This window comes from Pseudomonas simiae (assembly GCF_900111895.1).
In the GTDB taxonomy this organism is placed as follows: Bacteria; Pseudomonadota; Gammaproteobacteria; order Pseudomonadales; family Pseudomonadaceae; genus Aquipseudomonas; species Aquipseudomonas simiae.
On record NZ_FOKB01000004.1, the window covers coordinates 365297 to 391462 of the forward strand.

2 protein-coding genes are annotated in these 26166 nt (G+C 64.6%); both read right to left on the minus strand.

Features of this window, described 5'->3' with window-relative positions:
- Positions 1–140: 140 nt before the first annotated feature.
- Positions 141–11987, minus strand: a complete 11847-nt coding sequence (locus tag BMZ57_RS15215; RefSeq protein ID WP_069672671.1) for a non-ribosomal peptide synthetase — start codon at positions 11985–11987, stop codon at positions 141–143.
- 3 nt (positions 11988–11990) lie between these two features.
- Positions 11991–26030: a non-ribosomal peptide synthase/polyketide synthase gene (locus BMZ57_RS15220; RefSeq protein WP_069672672.1), complete on the minus strand. Its 14040-nt coding sequence runs from the start codon at positions 26028–26030 to the stop codon at positions 11991–11993.
- Between the last annotated feature and the right edge of the window lie 136 nt (positions 26031–26166).

Below are 26166 nucleotides of genomic sequence, written 5' to 3' on the forward strand. Positions count from 1 at the left end.
ATGCCTTGATCGCCCTTGCGGCGATCAATCGAAAGCCCGATGGAAGCGCTGCTTTCATCGGGCTTTTTTGTGCCCCGTCCTCCCCTGTGGCGAGGGAGCTTGCCCCCTCGCCACAGGTTCAGTGTTCATCATTTGAGGTGTTATTCCATGGCGGCCACCAGGCTACGGATGAACTCGGCACTGTCGATGATCCCGTCGTGATCAGTCTCGACCACCACTGAACGCTCGATCCGCCCCTGAACAAGGGTGTTTGCCATGTGCTGCTCAATGAGGTCCTTGAATTGGCCGGCGCGGCTCATGGACGCCCACCAGCAACTGACCGGGGCCTTGATCGGCTTGAAGTCCGCCGCCGACAGACGCTCACTGAGCGCGCGGTCGACCTCCCAGGAAATCTGCGCCTCGTTGCCACGCAGCAACTCATCCTTGATACCGGTAAAGGCCTCGCCCAGGGTCTGCTCGGCCCAGGCGATAAACCCTTGCCATTGCCCCGCTTCGTCTTGGGCATCGCGCTGACATTGCTGCCAGGCCGCCTGAATCCGCTCGGCAAACGCCGGGAACATCACGCCCAACAAGGCCGCACGCCGCTCGTTCGCCGAGATTTCACGGTCATCCTCGGTGACGACCGCCTGCCAATAGGGCGTGAGCCACTGCGGCGGCGCGGAGTCGATCCAGCCGACAAATTCGACGTCGCGTCCCGCTTGCTCCAGCACGTAGGCCACTTCCATAGCCAGGTTGCCACCCAACGACCAGCCTGCCAGGCGGAAGGCGCCTTGGGGCTGGGCCAACAGAAGTTGCTCGGCGTAATCCTCGACCATGGCTTGCCATTCGGGCACCTCTGCCCCCGCCTCGGCCAGCGCACGACAGATCACCCCGAACACCGGACGCTGCTCCCGTAGCGCGAGGGCAATCGCGGTGTAGCAATGCACCGAACCGAAGCTTGGGTGGAACATGAACAACGGCGTGCCTTCGGTCTGGCTGTTGAGCTTGACGATCAACGAGCTGCGCGCGTCGCCCTGCAGGCAGTTAACCTGGCCACGTACCGTCGGGTTAAGCATCAACTGGCTGACGGACAAGCCGACACCGCTGACTTTACGGATACGTTCCTTGAGCATCAGCACCAGCAAGGAGTGACCGCCCAACTCGAAGAAGTTGTCGTTCAGCCCTACGCGCTCGACACCCAGGACATCCCGCCAGATCGCCGCGACCTGCTGCTCGATGACGCTTTGCGGGGCCTGATACGCGCCTGCACCTTGCGCCTCCGGTTTAGGCAACGCCTTGCGGTCCAGCTTGCCATTGGGGCTCAGCGGCATCTGTGTCAACACCACCCACTGTGCCGGCACCATGTAGTCCGGCAACTGCGCCGCGAGGTGCATCGCCACCTGTGCTTTCCAGTCCTCGCTCGGCGCCTGCAGCACCAGGTAGCCCACCAGGTGCGTGCCGTCCACGGCGAGCACCGCCGCTTCACGCACATACGCGTGCTCCAGCAGGCGGGCCTCGATTTCACCCAACTCGATGCGCAAGCCACGCAGCTTGACCTGGTGATCGATGCGCCCGGCGTACTCGATCATCCCATCGTCGCGATAACGCGCCAGGTCTCCGGTGCGATACAAACGGCTGCCACTGCCGAACGGATCGGTCACAAAGCGTTCGGCGGTCAGCGCCGGCCGACGGTGATAACCGCGCGCCAGGCCGACGCCGCCCAGATAAAGTTCACCCAACACGCCAACGGGTGCCGGTTCCAGGTTGCCGTCCAATACGTAGCAGCCCAGGTTGGCGATCGGCCGACCAATCGGCACGGCGTCACGCCCTTCGTCGACGCAGGTCCAATGGGTCACGTCGATTGCCGCTTCGGTCGGCCCATACAGGTTGTACAAACCGGCATGGGGCAGCTTGGCGAACACCTGTTGCTGGGCATCCACCGGCAGCGCTTCACCGCTGCACACAATGCGCTGCAGGCTGTGACAGGCGCCGACGCCGGCATCCTGCAAGAAGGCCTGGAGCATGGACGGCACAAAGTGCAACGTCGTGACGTGCTCGGCGTTGATCAGGCTCACCAGCCTGGCCGGATCACGATGGTCGCCCGGCGCTGCCACGACCAGGCGCGCGCCGGTCATCAACGGCCAGAAGAACTCCCACACCGACACGTCGAAACTGAACGGCGTCTTCTGCAAGACCGTATCACTGCCCTCCAGGCCATACGCGTGCTGCATCCAGCACAGCCGGTTGGTCAGCGCCGAATGGCGGTTACCCGCGCCTTTGGGCTGGCCGGTGGAGCCCGAGGTGTAGATCACATAGGCGAGGTTTTCGCCATCGACGGTGACTAGCGGATTCTGCTCGGCGTAGGCCTGCAACCCCTCATCGCCCTGCTCCAGCACCAGGCTGTGCAAGCCCGTTGGAATCGGCAGTTGCTCCAGCAAATGCGCCTGGGTCAACAATAGCTTCACGTCGCTGTCTTGCAGCATGTAGGCCAATCGATCGCGGGGGTATTCCGGGTCCAGCGGCACATAAGCGCCACCGGCCTTGAGTACCGCCAGCAGGCCAACGACCATTTCAATCGAACGCTCAACCGCCAGTCCCACGAGGACATCCGGCCCAACGCCGGCTGCTATCAGGCGATGCGCCAGGCGGTTTGCCCGACGGTTAAGCGCGGCGTAACTCAACACCTGCCCGGCGAATACCAGCGCCGGTGCGTCCGGTGTGCGCACCACCTGGGCTTCGATCAGCTGATGCACCGCAAGGTGCAGCGGGTAGTCCGCGGCTGTGGCGTTCCAGGCATGCAGGACCGTTTCACGCTCGGAACGGGCCAGCGAAGGCAACGTTGCCAAACGCTGGGCGCCGTCCACTGCCAATGCCTGCAACAGCTGCTGGAAGTGCTCGGCCAACTGTTCGATATGCGCCGCGCTGAAGGCGTGGCGGTCGTAATTGAACTCCACGCCCAAGGTGTCACCGATGCCCAGCAAAACGGTCAACGGGTAATGGGTTTGCTCCAGGCTGTGGACGGCACCAAACGTCAGCCCCGAGGGTGCGCCCTGCTCCAGCGCTTCGGAGACCGGGTAGTTCTCAAACACCAGAATGCTGTCGAACAGCGCTTCGCCCCCAAGCCCGGCCCAGCGCTGGATCTCGAACAGCGGCGTATGCTCCTGCTCACGCAAGCGCACGTTCTGCGCCTGGATCTGCTGCAGCCACTGGCTGACCGTCATCTGTGCATCCGGCGTGGCAACGACGGGCAAGGTGTTGATGAACAGACCCACCTGTTGTTCGATACCGCGCAATTGCGCCGGACGGCCTGCCACGGTGGCGCCGAACGCCACGGTGGCCTGTCCGGTGTGATGCTGCAACAGCAGCAGCCAGGCGCTTTGCACCAGCGTATTGAGGGTGACTTTATGGCGCTGTGCGAAGGCCTTGAGCTGAGCGGTCTGGCTGGCGTCCAGGTTCAGACGGTGCTCGCCGTTGACCGCCAGCGCCTCGCTTTGCGCAGCCTGTAGGCCACGGGCCAAGCGGGTCGGTTCCTGCAGGTTGAGCAGTTGCGCTTTCCAGAATGCCTCGCTGACCGACTTGTCCTGCGCCTGCAGCCAGGCAATGTAATCGCGGTAACGCCCGATGGGCGCACGCAGCGGTTCACCGGCGTAATGTTGCAGCACCTCGCCAAACAACTGCGAACCACTCCAGCCGTCCATCAAGATGTGGTGGTTGGTGTAGATCAAGTGATAACGGGACGCCCCCGTACGGACCACCGTCAGGCTCAGCAACGGCGCCTGTTCCAGCACGAACCCCTGGGCCCGCGCCGACTCGGCGAGGCTATCGAGTGCCGCACTGCTGTCAGGACGACCTTGCCAGTCCAGCTCGGCGAACGGCATGCGCATCTGTTTGTAGACCACCTGCAACGGCTGCTCAAGCTCGGTCTGCCAGAGAAATCCGCTGCGCAGGATCTCATGGCTGTCCACCGCCGCCTGCCAGGCCTGGCGGAAGCGCGGTACATCCAGGCCCTCGACATCGATGCGCATCTGGTTGATGTAGTCACCCGAGCCTTCGCCGTACAGCGATTGGAAGAGCATGCCTTGCTGCATCGGCGACAGCGGGTAAACGTCTTCGATGTCAGCCACCGTCACCGGCAAGCTGTCCAGTTGCGCCTGGGACAGGCGCGCCAGCGGGAAGTCCGAAGGCGTGACACCCTGGTTGACACCACAGTGCTCGATCAACGCCTTGAGTTCCGCGGCGTAGTCATCCGCCAGGCGTTGTACCGTCGCCTCGTCGAACATCTGCTGGCTGAAGCTCCAGTTCAACTTCAATTCGCCCGCGTAGACCTGGCCGTTGATTTCCAACCAGTTGCCCAGCGGGGCCTCGCCACTCTGTTCGGCACCACTGCCATCACCGGAGGGGACGAACAAGCCTTCTTCGCCGCCGTCAAAACTGCCGTCGAATTGCCCCAGGTAGTTGAAGGTGATGCGTGGGCGCGGCAGTTCGCTCAGGGCCTGTTGAGCCTCGGCATTCCCCAGGTAACGCAGGGCACCAAAGCCCAGGCCCTTGTCGGGAATCGCGCGCAGCTGCTCCTTGATCTGCTTGAGGGAGCCGGCCAGCGAATCGGTCGGCACCAGCTTCACCGGGTAGAGGCTGGTGAACCAGCCGACGGTACGGGTCAGGTCGATCTCGTCGAACAGGTCTTCACGGCCATGGCCTTCCAGGCGGATCAACATCGACGCGTCACCGGTCCAGCGCACAACGACGCGCGCCAGTGCGGTCAGCAACAGGTCATTGATCTGGGTGCGGTAAGCACTGGGGGCGTCCTGCAACAGACGCCGCGTGAAGACCTGATCCAGATGGGTGGTCACGCTCAGCGCATGCCGGTTGCTCAAACTGGCCTGTGGATCGGCCCCCGGCAGGCCGGTTGGGCTGCCTTGCAACTGCGTCTGCCACCAGGCCAGTTCCTGCGCCAGTGCGGCGCTGCGTGCATAGGCTTGCAGACGCTCGGCCCAGGCCCGGATCGCGCTGGTCTTGGCGGGCAACACGACCGTGGCACCTTGGGCAACTTGGCGGTAAGCCGTTTGCAGGTCTTCCAGCAGGATGCGCCAGGACACGCCGTCCACCACCAAGTGATGAATCACCAGCAGCAAGCGCTGGGAGCCGTCGGCCAGGTCGACGAGCACTGCACGCAGCAGCGGCCCTTCACTCAGGTCGAGGCTGCGCTGGGCTTCCTCACCCAGGGCCTCCAACTCTTCGACCGCATTCAAGGTGGTCTGCCACAGGACCTGCTCGGCCTGATGCTGCTGCGGCCCGCGATACGCCGCGCTCCAGCCTGCCGCGCCCTGGACGAAACCGATGCGCAAGGCGTCGTGATGCACGATCAAGGCCTGCAGCGCCGCCACCAGCAGCGGCGCCTGCAACGCCTGGTGAGGCTGTAGCACCACCGACTGGTTCCAGTGGTGACGCTGGGGGATGTCATCGGCGAAAAACGCCTGCTGGACGGGCAGCAACAACAACTCACCGGTCAATGCCGACTGATCCAGCACCACCGCGCCCTCGCCTTCGCGGGCCACGGCCGCCAGGCTTTGGACCGTCTGGTGCTGGAACAGATCCTTGGGCGTGAAGCGCACACCGGCCTGACGGGCACGGCTGACCACCTGGATCGAGATGATCGAGTCACCGCCCAATTCGAAGAAGTTATCGTGTAAACCAACACGTGGCAGACGCAGCACGTCGGACCAGATCGCGGCGATCTTCTGCTCCAGCTCACTCTGCGGCGCCACGTACACCTGCTGCATCTGGCTGACATCCGGGCGCGGCAGGCCCTTGCGGTCAAGCTTGCCGTTCGGCGTCAGCGGCATGCGCTCAAGGAACATCAGGTGCGTGGGCACCATATAGTCCGGCAAGCGGGCTTTCAGGGCGCGGCGCAGGGCTTCGCGGCAGGTCGACTGCGCCACTGCGTCGTCGATCAGCAGCGGGTCGAGCGGCACTACATAGGCAACAAGTTGCTTGCCGCTCGGCCCTTCCTGGGCCACCACCACGGTTTCGCCGACACTGTCCTGCTCGCGCAGGCGGGCTTCGATCTCGCCCAACTCGATACGGAAGCCCCGGATTTTCACTTGATGGTCGACGCGACCGAGGTAATCCACCACACCATCCGGGCGGCCACGGGTCAGGTCGCCGCTGCGATATACACGGCTGCCGGGCTTGCCGAACGGGTCCGGCACAAAGCGCTCGGCGGTCAGGGCCGGACGCTCCAGGTAACCCCGAGCCACGCCCTCACCGCCCAGGTACAACTCGCCGGCGACGCCGATGGGTTGCAGGTTGAGTTGCGCATCCAGCACGTAGCCGCTGCGATTGCCCAACAGCGTGCCGATCGGTGCGTAGACGGCACCGCAGGGATCGCCCTCGCGCGCTTTCCACAGCAACGGCGTGACCACGGTTTCCGTCGGGCCGTAGCCATTGAACAGGTAGGTCGGCTTGAGTGCGCGCCAAGCCAGGTCATAGCTGGCCTGGGCCACGGCATCACCGCCGAAGCAGTACACACGAACCTTGGGCGGGTTACCGTCGCGTTCGGCATGTTCGGCCAGCTGCTGCAGGTACACCGGCGGAAACACCGCCATGGTCACGTGATGGCGATGCATCTGCTGGTAGGTGTATTCCGGCAGCCACAGGCTGTCATCACGAATCAGCACGCTGGCGCCGTTGATCAGCGGGTGCATCCAGCCTTCGTGCGAGCCGTCGAACGCGAACGACATGAAGTGCAGTTCGCAATCGGCCGGCGACGTTTCATAACGCTCGCCGGTGGCAATGATGTGCGCCACCAACGGGCCGTGGGAAACCGCCACGCCCTTGGGCATGCCGGTGGAGCCGGAGGTGTAGATCACGTAGGCGAGGTTGTCGCCGTCCAGCGCCACCTCGGGTGCAGTGTCGTCGTCAGCGGACCAGGCTTGCGTCTGGTCCACGGCAAGGGCTTCCAGGCCGTCTGGAATCGGTAAGCGCTGTTGCACCGTCGAATGGGTCAACAGCAATCGGGCACGGCTGTCCTGCATCATGTACAGCAGGCGGTCACGCGGGTATTCGATGTCCAGCGGCACGTAGACGCCGCCGGCTTTCATCACTGCCAGGAACGCCACCATGATTTCGGCGCTGCGCGGCATGGCAATCGCCACGCGCACTTCGGGGCCGACGCCACGGGCGATCAACGCATGGGCCAGGCGATTGGCCTGGCGGTCCAGCTCGCCATAAGACAGCTGTTGCTCGCCAAATTTCACCGCCACCGCTTCGGGGGTTTCCCCGGCGCGGTCGGCCACCAACTCGTGAACCAGACGCTTGGCCGAGAAACCTGCGTCGCTCTGGTCCCACCGTTGAAGGATCTGCTGCCGTTCGGTGTTGTCCAGCAGGTTCAATTGGCTGAGAGTCTGCCGTGGGTCGGCAACCATGCCTTGCAACAGGTTCTGCCAGTGTCGCGCCATGCGTTGCACGGTACCGGCCTCAAACAGGTCCTGGGCATAGCCGAGCGTGGCCCAGATACCTTCGGTGGATTCCTGGATATCCAGGTCCAGGTCGAAATGCGCCGTCTTGCTTTCCCATTCCAACCCCTCTACCGAAAGATTCGGCAGTTGCTGCTGAACCTGAGCCTGGCCCACGTCGGTCTGGTGGTTGAACATCACTTGGAACAACGGGTTGTGGCTCAGGCTGCGCTCGGGTTGCAGCGCTTCCACCAGTTGTTCGAAGGGCAGGTCCTGGTGAGCCTGGGCGTCCAGCGCCCGTTGCCGGGCCTGTTGCAGCAGTTGCTCGACGCTCATCTGCCCGTGGAGATCGGCCTTGAGCACCTGGGTGTTGACGAAGAAGCCGATCAGACGCTCGGTCTCGCTGCGATTGCGGTTGGCGATCGGTACCCCGACACGGATCTCTTCCTGGCCACTGTAGCGATGCAGCAAGGTCTGGAACGAGGCCAATAGCAGCATGAACAAGGTCACGTCCTGCTGCTTGGCCAGGGCCTTGAGGCCTTGGGTCAACGCGCCGGGCAGTTCGAATGCCAGGCGCGCGCCACGATGGCTTTGCACCGCCGGACGCGGGTGGTCGAACGGCAACGCCAACACGCTCTGCTCACCGCCGAGCATCTCGCGCCAATACGCCAGTTGACGGGCCTTCTCGCCCGCCTCCATCCAGCTGCGCTGCCATACGGCGTAGTCAGCGTACTGAATCGGCAGCGCCGGCCATTGCAACACCTGCCCCTGGCTGTAGGCCGCATACAGTTGCACCAGCTCTTCAACCATCAGTTGCATCGACCAGCCATCGGACACGATGTGATGCTGCACCAAGACCAGTACATGTTCATCAGCGGCGATGCGCAGCAAGGAAACCCGCAGCAAAGGTCCTTGTTCCAGATTGAAGGGTTGGGCGATTTCGGCCTCGACCCGCGCCTTGAGCTGCGCTTCATGCACCTCGGCGTGCGCTATCTGCAACGACACCTGCGGCGAAATTATCTGAACCGTGCGGTCGCGCTCCTGGCGCAAATGGGTGCGCAGGCTTTCATGCCGTGCCAGCAAGGTATCGAAACTGCGTTGCAGTGCGCCCAAGTCAAGCTGCCCTTTCAAACGCAAGGCGCTGGGGATGTGGTACGCGGCGCTTTGTGGCTCCAGTTGCCACAAAAACCACTGGCGCTCCTGGGCGTAGGACAGCGGCAACGGCTGGTCCCGCCCTACCGGCAACAGCGCGGGCGCGGTCGGTGCGTCTGGGTCCTGGGTTGCCAGTGCGGCGACAAACCCCTCCAGGCGCGGCTGTTCGAACAGCAGCTTGAGCGGCACTTCGAGCTTCAATGCCTGACGAATGCGCGAGACCACTTGCATGGCCAGCAGTGAATGCCCGCCCAGCTCGAAGAAGTGATGGGTCAGGCCCACACGCTCGACGCCAAGAATATCGGCCCAGATCGCCGCAACCTGCTGTTGCCGTGGCGTAACCGGTGCCTGCCAGGCCTGTTGCACCGCGCTGCCATCGGGTTTGGGCAGCGCTTGGCGGTCAAGCTTGCCGTTGGGGTTCAACGGCATGCGGTCGAGGAAGATCAGGTGCGCAGGCACCATGTAATCGGGCAGTTGCTCACGCAAGGTGGCCTTGAGCGTTTCGCCCGCCGCAGCCTGTTCCGCCGCGGACAACGGCTGGGCCGGTACGAGGTAGGCCACCAACTGGTTGTCGGCGGCCAGCAGGAAGGCTTCGCGCACCGCCTCCTGGGCCAACAGCAGCGCTTCGATCTCACCCAACTCGATACGGAACCCTCGGATTTTGACCTGATGGTCGACGCGACCGACATATTCGATCACCCCGTCAGCGCGATAACGCGCCAGGTCACCGGTGCGGTAAAGACGCTCGCCCAGGGTGCTGAACGGGTCGGCGACAAAACGTTCGGCAGTCAGGCTCGGGCGTTGCAGGTAATCACGGGCCAGGCCACTGGCACTGGCAATGTACAGCTCACCCACGGCGCCCACCGGCAACAGGTTAAGGTCAGGGTCCAGCACATACAGGCCGCGCCCCGGCAACGCGCGGCCAATCGGGCTGGCCGTCGCACCCATCACGGCGTTGTCATCGCTGCAATCGAGCACACTGGACACCACCGTGGCCTCGGTCGGCCCGTAGGTATTGAGCAGGCGTACATGCCCCAACCCCGCGCGTCGCCACAGCACCGGGCCATCCAGCGGCATCGCTTCGCCGCCGATATGCACCTGGCGCAATGCGCCATAGGGCCGTGGCCCCGCTGCCAGGCAATCCTGCAGGAACAGTTTCCAATAGGCCGTGGGCAAGTCGGCCAGGGTGATGCCTTGGTCGATAATCTGTCGGTACAGGTCCGCGCCGTCCCACAACTGCGACCCGCGCAACACGACCGTCGCGCCCAAGGTCAGGGCCGGGTACAGCTGCTCGACAAAGCCATCGAAGTTAAGGGTCGCGAACTGCAGTACGCGGTCGTCCGCGACCAGGCGCGAATACTCGGCCGCGATACCGGCGAATTCGCTCAATGCCGCATGGCTGATGGCAACGCCTTTTGGCTTGCCGGTGGAGCCGGAGGTGTAGATGACATACGCCAGGCAGCGGGGCTCGAACGCGGGAGGCGGGTTGTGCTCGGCACACTGCGCCAGCTGCGCGTCGGCCAGGTCGATGTCCAGCGCCGTCAGATCGGCCGGCAATGGCAAGCGATCGCGCAGGTGGGATTGGGTCAACACCAGGCGCACACCGCTGTCATCGAGCATATGCACCAGGCGTTCACGCGGGTATTCAGGGTCAAGCGGCACGTAGGCACCACCCGCCTTGAGCACCGCCAACAGGCTGACCACCATGGTAAAGGAGCGCTCGACCGCGATCCCCACCAGCACTTCCGGGCCTACGCCTTGGGCGATCAGGTAGTGCGCCAGGCGATTGGCCTGGCGGTTCAGTTCACCGTAGCTGAGGGTTTGCTTATCCAAGGCCAGTGCCTGGCGCGCCGGATGTTCGCGGGCCTGCGCCTCGAACAACTGGTGCACGGCATGCGGTGCGGCGACGGTGGCGGGGGCATTCCAGTCCTTGAGCATCCGCTGTTGTTCGGGTGCATCGAGCATCGACAGCGCGCAAAGACGGCTGCGAGGTGCGCTCACTGCCGCCTGGAGCAGGTTCTGCCAATGCTGCGCCAAGCGTTCGATGGTTGCGCTTTCGAACAGGTCGGTGGCATAGGTCAACGCCGCCCAGAGGCCGTCGGCGGACTCATGGGTGTCCAGGCTCAGGTCGAAATGCGTGGTCTGGCTTTCCCAATCCAGCTGCGCCACCCGCAGGCCGGGTAATTGCTGGCCATCGCGTCCGCCCTGGGCGTCGGTCTGGTGGTTGAACATCACTTGGAACAGCGGGTTGTGGCTCAGGCTGCGCTCAGGTTGCAGCGCCACCACCAGTTGTTCAAACGGCAAGTCTTGGTGCGCCTGGGCTTCCAGGGAGCGGCGCTTGGCCTGTTGCAGCAGTTCGGCAAAGCTCATCTGCCCGTCCAGGTCGGCCTTGAGCACTTGGGTGTTGACGAAAAAGCCGATCAGCCGCTCGGTTTCCACGCGGTTGCGGTTGGCATTCGGTACGCCGATGCGGATGTCCGACTGGCCGCTGTAGCGAAACAGCAGGGTCTGGAACGAGGCCAGCAACAGCATGAACGGGGTTACGCCCTCTTGCTGGGCCAGGCGCTTGATACCGGCCACCAGGTCCGCCGGCAGATGCACCTGCAAGCTGGCGCCGCAATGGCTTTGCTGCGCCGGGCGCGGATGGTCCAGGGGTAATTCCAGCACCGGTTGCTCACCGCCCAGCAGGTCCTGCCAGTAGGCCAATTGACGGGCCTTCTCCCCGGCCTCCATCCAGCTGCGCTGCCACAGCGCGTAGTCGGCGTAGTGGATCGGCAAACCCGGCAGTTGCACCTCCCGGCCTTGGCTGTGCGCGGCGTAGAACTGCACCAGTTCCTCGACCATGACCTGCATCGACCAACCATCGGAAATGATGTGGTGCTGCACCATCACCAGCACATGCTCGTCTTCGGCCAATTGCAGCAAGCTCACGCGCAACAGCGGCCCCGCCTGCAAATCGAAAGGCCGGGCTATCTCAGCCTCGACGCGCGCCAGCAATTGCTGTTCGTCGGCAACGTCCTGGCGTATCTCGATGCGCGCCTCAGGCGCTACGTTTTGCAGCAGGCGCTCGCCGTCCTGTACCAGGCGTGTGCGCAGGCTTTCATGGCGGGCCAGCAGGCTGTCGAACGCGCGTTGCAGCGCCGCCAAGTCCAGACGGCCCTGCAAACGCAGTGCGCCGGGAATATGGTAAGTGGCGCTGTCCGGGTCCAGTTGCCAGAGAAACCACTGGCGCTCCTGGGCGTAGGACAACGGCAGCATCTGGCCGTCCTCACGGATCGAGGCAATCGGCAGTTGAGCGAAGCTCATGCCCCGGCTTTGCAGGCGCTGGTAAAACTGCTGGCGCTGTTCCAGAGGCAGGCGAAGGAAGCGCGAAACCAGATCGATATTAGGGTTGGAAAGCATGGGTCAAATCGCCTCTAGTTCGCTCAAAAAGTCACGAAGGTCATCAAAATCTTCCGCACTGCCGGCGCGGAAGGTGGCGGCGGCCTGTACATAGGCGCGCAGCGTTTCGGTCTGGAACACTTCCAGCAACGGCACTTCCAGGCCCAGTTCGGCCTGGACCCGCGAGGTGATCTGGATCGCCAGCAGGGAATGGCCGCCCACTTCGAAGAAGTTGTCGTTCAGGCCCACCTGCGGCAGGCGCAGCACGTCGGCCCAGATCGCGGCGATCTGCTGTTCCAGCTCGGTTTCGGGGGCCACATAGGCCTGTTGCAACAGGCTCGCGTCCGGTTCGGGCAAGCCCTTGCGGTCGAGTTTGCCGTTGGGGGTCAGCGGCATTTGCGCCAGGAACATGAAGTGCGTCGGCACCATGTAGTCCGGCAGGTGGGTTTTGAGCGCGCGGCGCAGGCTGTCGCGGAACTCGCTTTCATCGGCCAGGAGGGTGTCTGCCGGTACCACGTAGGCGACCAGTTGTTTGCCGGTCGGGCCTTCATGGACCACCACGACGGTTTCACCGACATTGTCCTGTTCGCGCAGACGGGCTTCGATCTCGCCCAGCTCGATACGGAAGCCCCGGATTTTCACTTGATGGTCGACGCGACCGAGGTAATCCACCACACCATCCGGGCGGCCACGGGTCAGGTCGCCGCTGCGATACACACGGCTGCCGGGCTTGCCGAACGGGTCCGGCACAAAACGCTCGGCGGTCAGGGCCGGACGCTCCAGGTAACCCCGAGCCACGCCCTCGCCGCCCAGGTACAACTCACCGGCGACGCCGATGGGTTGCAGGTTGAGTTGCGCGTCCAGCACGTAGCCGCTGCGATTGCCCAACAGCGTGCCGATCGGTGCGTAGACGGCACCGCAGGGGTCGCCCTTGCGCGCTTTCCACAGCAACGGCGTGACCACGGTTTCCGTCGGGCCGTAGCCGTTGAACAGGTAGGTCGGCTTGAGTGCGCGCCAAGCCAGGTCATAGCTGGCCTTGGCCACGGCATCACCGCCGAAGCAGTACACACGAACCTTGGGCGGGTTACCGTCGCGCTCGGCATGTTCGGCCAACTGTTGCAGGTACACCGGCGGGAACACGGCCATGGTCACGTGATGGCGATGCATCTGCTGGTAGGTGTACTCCGGCAGCCACAGGCTGTCATCGCGAATCAGCACGCTGGCGCCGTTGATCAGCGGGTGCATCCAGCCTTCGTGGGAGCCGTCGAAGGCAAACGACATGAAATGCAGTTCGCAATCGGCCGGGGATGTTTCATAACGCTCGCCGGTGGCGATGATGTGCGCCACCAACGGGCCGTGGGACACCGCTACGCCCTTGGGCATGCCGGTGGAGCCGGAGGTGTAGATCACGTAGGCCAGGTTGTCGCCGTCCAGTTTCACCTGCGGTGCCGTGTCGCTGAAGCCTGCCCATTCCTCGGTACGATCAATTGCCAGGCAATCAAGGCCGTCGGGGATCGGCAGTTGCTGCAAGGCACGGGTGTAGGTCAGCAGCAACTGCGCGCGGCTGTCCTGCATCATGTACAGCAGGCGATCACGCGGGTACTCGATGTCCAGCGGCACGTAGACGCCACCGGCTTTCATCACCGCCAGGAACGCCACCATGATCTCGGCGCTACGCGGCATGGCAATCGCCACGCGCACTTCGGGGCCGACGCCACGGGCGATCAATGCATGGGCCAAGCGATTGGCCTGGCGATCCAGCTCGCCGTAGCTCAGGGTTTGCGCGTCGAATTTCACCGCGACTGCATCCGGGTTTTCCCGGGCGCGGTCGGCGACTAATTCGTGGACCAGACGCTTGGCCGAGAAGCCGGCGTCGGTCTGGTCCCACAGTTGAAGAATGTGGTGTTGCTCGTCCTGGCCCAGCAGGTTGAGTTGGCTGATGGGTTGCTGTTGGTCGGCGACCATCGCCTGCAACAGGTTCTGCCAGTGGCCGGCCATGCGTTCAATCGTGGCGGGCGCAAACAGGTCGGTGGCGTAGTTCAGGGAAGCCCGCAGGGTCGCCTGGCTTTCCTCCACATCCAGTGCCAGGTCGAACTGGGCCACGCCTTCATCCCAACTCAGCACCTCGACATCGAGTTCGGTGAGGCGCTGCAGGTGATGGGCAGCCGAGGTTACGCGATGGTTGAACAGCACCTGGAACAGCGGGCTCAGGCTCATGCTGCGCTCGGGTTGCAGGGCTTCTACCAGTTGCTCGAACGGCAGGTCCTGGTGGGCCTGGGCCTCCAGAGAGCGCTGGCGTACCTGTTGCAGCAGTTGCACGACACTCATCTGCCCGTGGATATCGGCCTTGAGCACCTGGGTGTTGACGAAGAAGCCGATCAGCCCCTCGGTTTCCAGGCGATTGCGGTTGGCAATCGGCACGCCCACGCGCACGTCTTCCTGGCCGCTGTAGCGGTGCAGCAACGCCTGGTAGGACGCCAACAGCACCATCGGCAACGTCACACCGGCGCCTTGGGCCAAGCGGCGCAAACCGGCCAAGAGCTGCGGTTGCAACTCGATTCCCAGGCGTGCGCCACGGTGACTTTGTACCGCCGGGCGCAGGAAGTCGAAAGGCAACTCCAGTACCGGCTGCACGCCACCCAACTGGGCCTGCCAGTACGCCAGTTGGCGGGCCTTCTCGCCGGCCTCCATCCAGTTGCGCTGCCACAGGGCGTAGTCGGCGTACTGGATCGGCAAGGCTGGCAAGTCTGGCATGTGGCCTTGGCTGAAGGCGGCATACAGCTGCACCAGTTCCTCGACCATCAGTTGCATCGACCAGCCATCGGAGACGATGTGGTGCTGCACCAGCACCAGTACATGATCATCAGCCGCCAGGCGCAGCAGTTTGACCCGCAGCAGCGGCCCGCGCAGCAGCTCGAACGGCTGCGCGACCACCTCAGCGACCCGTGCCTTGAGGCTGGCTTCATCGGTGTCGGCCAGGTCGATTTCGATCAGGCCCGAGTCCTCAATCACCTGCACGGTAGCGGCGGCGTCCTGGCGCACATGGGTGCGCAGGCTTTCATGGCGCGCCAGCAAGGTATCGAAACTGCGTTGCAGCGCCCCCAGGTCAAGCTGCCCGTGCAAACGCAAGGCGCTGGGGATGTGGTACGCGGTGCTGTGTGGGTCCAGTTGCCAGAGGAACCATTGGCGTTCCTGGGCGTAGGACAGCGGCAGCGGTTGGCGGCGGTCAGCCTTGAGCAAGGCCGGCGCAACCACGCCCTCCTCGCCCAGGGCCTGCACGAAGTCACCCAGCAGCGGGTGTTCGAACAGAGTCTTGAGCGCCACTTCCAGCGCCAGTGCCTGGCGAACCCGCGAGACTACCCGTGTGGCCAGCAGCGAATGCCCACCCAGTTCGAAGAAGTGGTCATCGAGACCGACCTGCGGCAGATCCAGCACGTCGGCCCAAATGGCCGCGACCTGCTGCTCACGCGGCGTCACGGGCGCCACATGCCCGGTGCGCAACAGCGCCGCGTCCACCGCCGGCAATGCCTTGCGATCAAGCTTGCCATTGGGGGTCAGGGGCAGGCTGTCGAGGAACATCAGGTGCGCCGGCACCATGTAGTCCGGCAGGCGCTCGCGCAGGGCCGCCTTGTAGACCTCCGGCGCGTCGGGCGCGGAACTGACCAGGTAGGCGATCAAACGATCGTTGTCGGCCAGGACCACGGCTTCGCGTATACCGGCCTGCTCGCGCAGGCAGGCTTCGACTTCACCCAGTTCGATACGGAACCCACGCACCTTGACCTGATGGTCGACCCGGCCGATGTACTCCACCACACCGTCGGCGCGGTAGCGGGCCAGGTCGCCGGTGCGGTACAGGCGTTCGCCCGGCGCACCATACGGGTTAGGCACAAATCGCTCGGCGGTCAGCGCGGGACGCTCGTGGTAACCGCGCGCCAGGCCGACGCCGCCGATCAGCAACTCACCGGCCGCGCCCACCGGGCTTGGGGTCAAGCCGGCATTGAGGATGAACAACGCGGTATTGGCGATAGGCCGCCCGACCAAAGGCTGGGCCTCGTGCAGACGATGGGCTGCCGACCAGATAGTGGTTTCCGTCGGGCCATAGAGGTTCCACAGCGGGCCTTGCAGGTCGAGCAGGCGCTGGGCCAGGTCCGACGGCAGTGCTTCGCCGCCGCACAGGCATTTGATACCGCGCAGCAGCTGGGCACGCGGGCTCTCCAGCAGCATGCGCCAGGTCGACGGCGTGGCTTGCAGGACGTTGGCACACTGGCTGTGCACCAGGTCGATGATGGCTTCGGGGTCGAGGGCCAGTTCCTGGCCACTCAGCAGCACGGTGGCGCCGACCGTCAGCGGCACGTACAGCTCCAGGGCGAAGATGTCGAACGAGAAGGTGGTCAGCGACAAGACGCGGGCGTCAGCACCGATGTCCAGGGTGCCGGCCATCCCGCAGGTGAAACTGCACAGCGCCTCGTGGCGCACCATCACACCCTTGGGCGTGCCGGTGGAGCCGGAGGTGTAGATCACGTAGGCCAGGTGTTCCGGCGTGACGTTGACCTGCGGGTCGTGCTCGGCGGCGTTGTCATCCGCCTCGACCATCAGCACCTGCACACCCTGCGGGTGCGCCAGGCTGCCGTCCAGGTGCGACTGGGTCAGCAACACTCGCGCACGGCTGTCTTCAAGCATGAAGGCCAAGCGGTCCGCCGGGAACTGCGGGTCGAGCGGCACATACGCGCCACCCGCCTTGAGGGTCGCCAACAGGCCGATCACCATGTCCAGCGAACGCTCGACATGCACCGCCACCAGCACGTCCGGGCCTACGCCCGCCGCAATCAGGCGATGGGCCAGGCGGTTGGCGCGACGGTTGAGTTCGCCGTAGCTGAGGGCCTGACCCTTGAACTGCAGCGCCAGCGCGTCCGGTTGTGCCAGGGCCCGGGCCTCGAACAGCGTGTGCACGCAACGCTCGCGGGGATAATCCACCGACGTGTCGTTCCAGGCCTCGACCATCTGTTGCCATTGCGGTGCGCTGAGCATCGCCAGCTCATCCACGGCCTGGGACGCATCGTTCACCACGGCGCGCAACAGGTTTTGCCAGTGCTCGGCCAGGCGCTCGACGGTGGTGGCGTCGAACAGGTCGGTGGCATAGGTCAGGGACGCCCACAGGCCTTCGGCGGACTCTTCGGTCTCCAGGTTCAGGTCAAACTGGGTGCTGTGCCCGGCCCAATCCACCGCTTGCAGGTCCAGGCCCGGCAATTGCAGCGGGGCCGCACGCAGGTTGTCCTGGTGGTTGAACATCACCTGGAACAGCGGGTTATGGCTAAGGCTGCGCTCCGGCTGCAGGGCTTCGACCAGTTGTTCGAACGGCAGGTCCTGATGCGCCTGGGCGTCCAGGGCCTGCTGCTTGACCTGGGCGAGCAATTGGTCGAAGGCCATCTGCCCGTGCACGTCGGCTTGCAGCACCTGGGTGTTGACGAAGAAGCCCAGCAGGCGCTCGGTTTCCAGGCGATTACGGTTGGCGATCGGTACGCCGACACGGATCCGGGACTGGCCGCTGTAGCGATGCAGCAAGGTCTGGAACGACGCTAGCAGCAGCACGAACAGGGTCACTTCCTGACGCTGGGCCAGCGCCTTGAGCTCAGCGACCAGCGCGTTGTCGAGCTGGACTTGCCGGCGTGCGCCACGATGGCTTTGCAGCGCCGGCCGCGGATGATCCAGCGGCAGCTCAAGCACCGGATGCTCGGTGCCCAAACGGGTGCGCCAGTAGTCGAGTTGGCGCTGTTTTTCACCGGCCGCCATCCAGTCACGTTGCCACTGGGCATAGTCGACGTACTGGATCGGCAGCGCAGGCAACTCAGCCTGGCCCTGATAGAGCGCCACCAGCTCGTCGACCATCACTTGCATCGACCAACCGTCGGAGATGATGTGGTGCTGGGTGATCACCAGCACATGGTGCTCGGCCTCGACCTCCAGCAAGTTGACGCGCATCAGCGGGCCATTGACCAGGTCGAACGGACGCTGGATTTCCTGCGCCACCGCGTGCTCGATCGCCGAGGCCACGACCCGCTGGCGTTCGATCGGCATCGCCAGGCGCGGATGAATCACTTGCCAGGTGTGCTCGCCCTCTTCCACAAAGGTGGTGCGCAGCGGCTCATGGCGCTGCACCAGAACCTGGAACGCCTGCTCCAGCGCCGCGACGTCCAAGCGTCCGCGCAGATGCAGTGCACTCGGCACGTGGTAAGCCGCGCTGGTCGGGTCCAGTTGCCAGAGGAACCATTGGCGCTCCTGGGCGAACGACAGCGCCAGCGGCTGGTCCCGCGTCACCGCCACCAGCGGCAGCGCCGGGGCGGTCTGCAACCCGGCGCAAGCGACTGCGAACGCTTCCAGCGTCGGTTGTTCGAACAGTGCGCGCAACGGCACTTCCAGCTTCAGGTCATGACGCACCCGCGAGACCACTTGGGTCGCCAGCAACGAATGGCCGCCGCGTTCGAAGAAGTGGTCGTTGAGGCCCACCTGTTCCACTTGCAACACTGCTTGCCAGATGAGGGCCAATCGCGATTGCAGGGGATTCTGCGGCGCCAGGTAGGCCTGGCGCGCTTGATTCAGGTCCGGCGCCGGCAATGCGCGACGGTCAAGCTTGCCGTTGTTGTTCAACGGCAAGGCCTCAAGGATGACCCATTGCCCCGGCACCATGTAGTCCGGCAGGGACTGGCGCAAGGTGGCCGCCAATGCTTGCGGGTCGAGCGTCTGCGCCGTAACGGGCACCACATACGCCACCAATTGCGTGCCCGTCGCGCTCGGTTGCGCGATGACAGCCGCTTCACGCAACGACGGCAAGGCTTGCAGGCTGGCTTCGATCTCGCCCATTTCCACGCGGAAACCGCGAATTTTCACTTGATGGTCGATACGCCCGACGTACTCCAGCGCACCCGCCTCGTTGTAACGGGCCAGATCGCCACTGCGGTAGAGCCGTGCACCCGGCACGGCGGAAAACGGGTCCGGCAGGAAGCGCTCGGCGGTCAACGCCGGGCGGTCAAAATAGCATTGCGCCAGGCCGTGCTCGGCGCCGATGCACAGCTCGCCCACGCCATCGCTGGCCAGCAGTTCGAAACCACTGTCCAGCACATACAAGGCACGGCCTTCGATGGCCCGGCCAATCGGCACGCCAAACGCATCGCTGGCGTCCGCCAACTGGCAGTCGTGCACGCTGGACACGACGGTGGCCTCGGTGGGCCCGTAGGTGTTGACCAGGCGCACGCCGCCCAGACCGGCAGTGTGCCAGGCGCGCAGCCCTTCCACCGACATCGCCTCGCCACCCACGTGGACCTGGCCCAGGTTGCCCAGGGTGCGTCGGTCGACGGCGCATTCCTTGGCGAGCAGATACCAGTACGCAGCCGGCAAGTCCGCCAGGGTCACGCCCTGCTCGACGATTTCGCGGGCCAGTTGCCCGGCATCCCACAGCTCATCGCCGCGCATGATCAACGCCGCGCCCACACACAGCGGCGGGTAGCATTGCTCGACGAAGCCGTCAAAGCTGAACGTCGCAAATTGCAGCACGCGATCAGAAGCACTCAAGCGGCTGTAAGCCTCGGCGCTGTCGCAGAACTGGCTGAGGGCGGCATGGTCGATAGCCACCCCCTTGGGTAACCCAGTCGAGCCGGAGGTGTAGATCACATAGGCCAGGTCGGCAGCGGCGGCATGGTTGGCGGGAGGGGTCGACGGGTAGTCGGCCAACTCTGCGCCCGACGCGGTGAAGTCCAAACGCGCCAGCCCTTGGGGCAGTGGCAGGTCGGCCAGCAGCCCGGTTTCGCTGAGCAGCAGGTCCAGGCGGCTGTCCGCCAGCATGTAGGCCAGGCGTTCGGTCGGATAGTTCGGGTCCAGCGGCACATAGGCGGCGCCGCTTTTGAGCACCGCCAGCAGGCTGACGATCAACTGCGGGCCACGTCGGGCCGCCAGGCCGACGCGCTGGCCTGGGCCAACACCCAGCGCCAGCAGGCGATGGGCAAGACGGTTGGCGTGGTCATTCAGCTGTGCGTAGCTCAGGCGCGCGTCGCCCGCTTGTACCGCCAGCGCGTCAGGCGTGGCGGCAGCTTGGGCGGCGATACGCTCGTGCACGCGCAGCTGGCGCGGGGCGGCACCGGTCGCCCGGCTATGAGCGAGCACGTCGCGGTGAGTAGCGGCGTCGAGCAGGCGCAGGTTGCCAAGCGGTGCCTGGGCGTCTGCGAGCATCTGCACCAGCAGGTGATGCAGGTTGCCGCTCAGTCGAGCAACCTGCTGCGCGCTGAATCGGGCCTGGTCGTAGCCGAACTCCAGGCGCAGGCTGGCGCCCAACTCGATCCCCAGCGTCAGCGGATAGTGGGTCTGCTCATGGTTGTGCAGGCGTCCGAACGTCAGGCCGGCGGGCGCGCCTTGTTTCAAGGCTTCGGCCACCGGGAAGTTTTCGAACACCAACAAGGTGTCGAACAACGCAGCGCCCTGCTGCCCCGCCCAGCCCTGGATGTCGTAGAGCGGCACATGTTCGTGGTCGCGCAAGCTCAGGTTGAGCGCTTGCAGTTCGCTCAGCCAACCGGCCACCGACAGCGCTGGCGAGGCCGCGCTGACAATGGGCAGCGTGTTGATGAACAGGCCCAGTTGCTGTTCGATTCCCGGCAACGGTGCCGAGCGCCCCGCGACCGTGGCGCCAAAGGCCACGCAGTCCTGCCCGGTATAGCGCTGCAGCAACAAGCTCCAGGCGCCTTGAAGCACGGTGTTGAGGGTGACTTTGTGGCGGCGGGCAAACTCGCCGAGGGCACGCGTGAAGTCGTCGCCCAGCAGCACCTGATGCTCAGCCATGCCTTTGCCTTCGGTCGGTACACGCAGCGCCTGCGCCAGCAAGGTGGGCGTTTGCAACGGTGCCAGAGTGGCTTTCCAGAACGCTTCGCCCGAAGCTTGCTGATGCAGCCAACCCAGGTAATCGCGGAACTGCCCCAGCGGCGCTGGCACGGCGTGCCCGGCGTAATGAGCGATGACCTCACCCAGCAACTGCGCGTTACTCCAGCCGTCCATGAGGATGTGGTGGCTGGTGAAGATCAGGTGCCAGGCCGTACCGGCACCGCGTACCAGCATCAGGCGAAACAGCGGCGCTGCATTCAGTGTGAAACCTTTCTCGCGCTCGGCCACGGCGAGCGCATCGCAATCGGCGTCGATGTCTTCGATCACATGCAACTGCACATCGACCTGGCGCTGGATCACCTGATGGGCGCTGTCCAGGCCAAGCCAGTGGAAGCTGCTGCGCAGGATGTCATGGCGGTCCAGCGCGGCTTGCCAGGCACGGCCGAACGCCAGCAGGTCCAAGCCTTCGATGTCCAGGCGCAACTGGTTGATGTAAGCCTCGGCCTCAGGCTCATACAGGGTGTGGAACAACATGCCCTGCTGCATCGGCGACAATGGGTAGAGATCGGCAATCGCCGGCCCGGCGATGGGCAAGCCGTCCAGTTGCTGCTGGGTCAGGCGTGCCAGAGGGAAGTCCGAAGGCGTGACCTGCCCCGCCGGCGTGGCGCAACAGTGTTCGATCAGGGCCTGGAGTTCCGCCCTGTAGTCATCGGCCAGGCGCTGGACCGTCGCCACGTCGAACATCTCGCGACTGAATCCCCACTGCAAAGCGAGTTCACCGCCATACACCTGCCCTTCCACGGTCAGCCAGTTGGCCAGCGGCGCCTGCGGGTCCTGGGCCTGGCCACTGCCCTGGGTAGCCGGGACGAACAGCGCCGACTCATTGAACTGGCGGTCGAACTGGCCCAGGTAGTTGAAGGTGATGCGTGGCGCGGCCAAGGCTGACAACGCTTCGCGGGCGTCAGGCGTGCCGAGGTAGCGCAACAGGCCGTAGCCAATGCCTTTGTGCGGCACGGCGCGCAGTTGCTCCTTCACCGATTTGATCGCCGCCGACAGATCGCCATCGGCGTGCAGGCGCACAGGGAACAGGCTGGTGAACCAGCCGACGGTGCGGCTCAGGTCAACCGTGTCGAACAGGTCTTCGCGGCCATGGCCTTCCAGCTGGATCAGCGCGGCGGGCTGCTCGCTCCAGCGGCTGATGACCCGTGCCAACGCGGTCAGCAGCAGGTCGTTGACCTGGGTGCGGTAGGCCGCCGGGGCATCTTGCAGCAGTTGCCGAGTGTGTTCGGCACTGAGACGGATCTCCAGCAGGCTGCCCAGGCGATTTTGCAGGCCGCCCTGGGGGTTGTCGCACGGCAGATCGGCACTCGCGGTCTGCGCTTGCCAATACGGCAGTTGCTCGTCCAGCGTCTGTGCATGGCGCTGCAACTGCTGCGCCCACAGCTGGTAGGCGCTGGTCTTGGCTGGCAACGCGGCGTTGCGATAGGCCTGTTGCAAGTCTTCGAGCAGGATGCGCCACGACACACCGTCCACCGCCAAGTGGTGCACCACCAGCAGCAGGCGCTGGGTGCCGTCGGCCATCACGGCCAGGACCGCGCGCAGCAGCGGGCCCTGTTCGAGGTCGAGACTGCGTTGCGCCTCGTCGCACAGCGCGGCCAACTCGGCCTCGTCAGCAACCTGGGATTGCCACAACGACGCGGTGGCAACCGGCTCGGCGTGAGCTTGTCGCCAACCGTCTGCCTGCTGCACAAAACGCAGGCGCAGGGCGTCGTGGTGGTTGATCAACCGAGTCAAGGCGGCCTCTAGGCGCGCGGGCTCAAGGGCTTCACGCGGGGTCAGCAGCAACGACTGGTTCCAGTGTTGACGCGCCGGGATCGCCTGCTCGAAAAAGCTGTGTTGGACGGGCGTGAGGATCACCTCGCCGGTCACCGGCCCCTGATCGATAGCAGTCGCCTGCTCGAAGGTCGCCACCAGCGCCAGGCTGCGCACGCTCTGGTACTGGAACAGGTCCCGTGGGCTGAGGCGAATACCCGCCTGGCGCGCACGGCTGACCACCTGGATGGAGATGATCGAATCGCCGCCCAGTTCGAAAAAGTTGTCGTCCAGGCCGACCTGTTCCACACCGAGCACATCGCTCCAGATCGCCGCCACGGCTTTCTGCAGGTCGTTTTCCGGGGCGACAAAGGCCTGCTGTGGCGCGACATCCGGCAATGGCAGGGCCTTGCGGTCGAGCTTGCCGTTGGCGGTCACGGGCAACTTGGCCAGGGGCACCATATGGCTGGGCACCATGTACTCGGGCAGGCTGCTGAGCAGCCAGGCTTTGAGGTCGACCGGCGCAGTGTCCTCCAGCACCAGGTACGCCACCAGTTGCTTGCCACCCTGCACCAGCACCACGGCTTCGCGCACCGAGGGGTGTTGCATCAGGCGTGTCTCGATTTCACCCAGCTCGATCCGCAGGCCGCGCAGCTTGACCTGGTGATCGAGACGGCCAAGGTATTCAATCACCCCGTCGGCCCGCTGACGCACGCGGTCGCCCGTGCGATACAGACGCGCGCCGTCACCGAAGGGGTTGGGCACAAAACGTTCTGCGGTGAGCGCCGGGCGCCGATGGTAACTGCGGGCAAGGCCAATGCCGCCCAAGTAGAGTTCGCCGCTGACGCCAGCGGGCACCGGGTTGAGCTGGGCATCGAGCACGTAGGTGCCGAGGTTGGCGATTGGACGGCCGATGGGCACGCTGTCGGCGCCTTCGTCGACGCAGGTCCAATGGGTGACGTCGATGGCCGCTTCGGTCGGGCCGTAGAGGTTGAACAGCCCGGCCTGGGGCAACTTGGCAAACACTTGCAATTGCGCATCCAGCGGCAAGGCTTCGCCGCTGCACACGATGCGCTGGAGGCTGGTGCAGGCCTGCACGCCCGGCTCATGAATAAACGCCTGGAGCATCGAGGGCACGAAGTGCAGCGTGGTGATGCCGTGCCGACCAATCGTCTCGATCAGGCGGGCCGGTTCGCGATGCTCGCCAGGGGCCGCGACCACCAGGCGTGCGCCGGTCATCAACGGCCAGAAAAACTCCCACACCGAGACGTCGAAGCTGAACGGGGTTTTCTGCAGGACCGCATCGCGGGCATCCAGACCGTAGGCCTGCTGCATCCAGCACAGGCGGTTGACCAGTGCGCGATGACTGTTACCGGCACCCTTGGGCTTGCCGGTGGAGCCCGAGGTGTAGATCACGTAGGCCAGGTTCAGCGCGTGAAGGGGGACGTTTGCCGACTCGGCATTGTAGCCATCGAGCCAACTGGCAGGCTGGCCCAGGGCAATCACCTGGATACCCTCGACAGGCAGCACTGGCAACAGGCTGTGCTGGCTGAGCAACAACTGAATGCCACTGTCCTCGATCATGTAGGCCAGGCGTTCCTGGGGATATTCAGGATCCAACGGAACGTAGGCGCCACCCGCCTTGAGAATGGCCAGCAGACCGACCACCATTTCGATGGAGCGCTCGATGCAGATTCCGACCAGCACGTCCGGGGCTACGCCCTTCTCGCGCAGGGCATGGGCCAGCTGGTTGGCACGCGCATCCAGCTGGGCGTAGGTCAGCGTCGTGGTGCCGAACACCAGCGCCGGCGCGTCGGGCGTGGCCTGCACTTGGTCTTCGATCAGGTGATGGATGCCGCGCTCGGTCGGGTACGCCTCGGCGGTCTGGTTCCACGCGTGGACCAGCAATTGCTGTTCATCTGCGGCCAGCATCGGCAACTCGCCGATACGCTGCGCGCCGTCCGCCACCATGGCCTGCAACAGGCGGATCCAATGCCCGGCCATGCGCTCGATGGTCAGCGCGTCGAACAGGTCATTGGCATAGGTCAGCGCGGCGTGCAGGGTGCCGGATTTTTCATAGGTGTCGAGGGTCAGGTCAAACTGAGTGGTGCGGCCCTGCCACTCCACCAGGGCCAGCTCCAGGCCGGAGGCGGTGCTGACGTTTGCAATGTCGGCCACCACTGGCTGGTGGTTGTACATGACCTGAAACAGCGGCGTATGGCTGAGGCTGCGCTCGACCTTGAGCGCTTCCACCAGCCGCTCGAACGGCAACTCCTGATGAGCCTGGGCGCCCAGTGCGTGTTCCTTGATGCTTTGCAGCAGCTCAGTGACAAGGGTTTGCCCGGTCAGCTCGGTGCGCAGGACCTGAGTGTTGACGAAAAAGCCGATCAGGCCTTCGACTTCCGTGCGGTTGCGGTTGGCGATCGGCACGCCGACGCGGATATCGCCCTGCCCGGTGTAACGATGCAGCAGCACGTTGAAGGCACCGAGCAACAGCATGAACAGGGTGACGTTGTGCTTTTGCGCACAGGTGCGCAATTGCGCGGCCAGCTGCGGGCTGATCGCAAAATCATGGCGCGTGCCCTGATAGCTCGGCATGGCCGGGCGTGGGCGGTCGGTGGGCAGCTCCAGCACCGGGTGCTCATCACCCAGGCGCGCCTGCCAGTACTCCAGCTGACGCGCCTGCTCGCCGGCTTCGAGCCAGCGGCGCTGCCACAGGGCGTAGTCGCTGTACTGGATCGGCAAGGCCGGCAATTGTGGGGCCTGGCTGCGCTCATGGGCGTCGTAGCAGCGGATGAACTCGTCGATCAGCACGTTCATCGACCAGCCGTCGGAGACGATGTGGTGCAGGGTCAGCAGCAACACGTGCTCCTGGGCGTCGAGTTTGAGCAGTTGCACGCGCAGCAGCGGGCCGTTTTCCAGGTCGAACGGCAGCAGCGATTGACGGGTCGCAGCGGCGTTGACGGCCTCTTCACGCTCGGCGAGGGCCAGGTGACTCAGATCGAGTTGCTCGACGGTCAACGACGTGTCGGCCGCCACCTGCAACAGGCGTTCATCCGCCTGGCGCTGGAACACGGTGCGCAAGGTTTCGTGGCGCGCAACCAGGCTGGCAAACGCCTGCTCCAGCGCATTAAGGCTCAACGCGCCCTTGAGCCGCACGGCACCCGGCAGGTTGTAGGCCCCGCTGGCCGGGTCCAATTGCCAGAGAAACCACATGCGCTGCTGCGCGTAGGACAGCGCCTGGCGATCCTCAACTTGCACCCCTGCCGGAATCGGAAACCGGGAAAAGTCCACGCCTTCTTTCTGCAAGGCCTGCAGGAACAGTTGGCGTTTTTCCAGGGGCAACCCGATAAACCGGCGAGCAAGTTTCAAGGAGTCTTCAGCATTCATTTCTTGGAGTCCGGAGCAATAGGCAGGAAGCACAAAGGCACGTCGTCCCTATAAAACGAACCGGAGAGGGAAAAATTAGCGGGGGGATGAGAGGCGCAAGGCGAGGTGTCATCAAGGGTTACATCAGTCTCAGGAA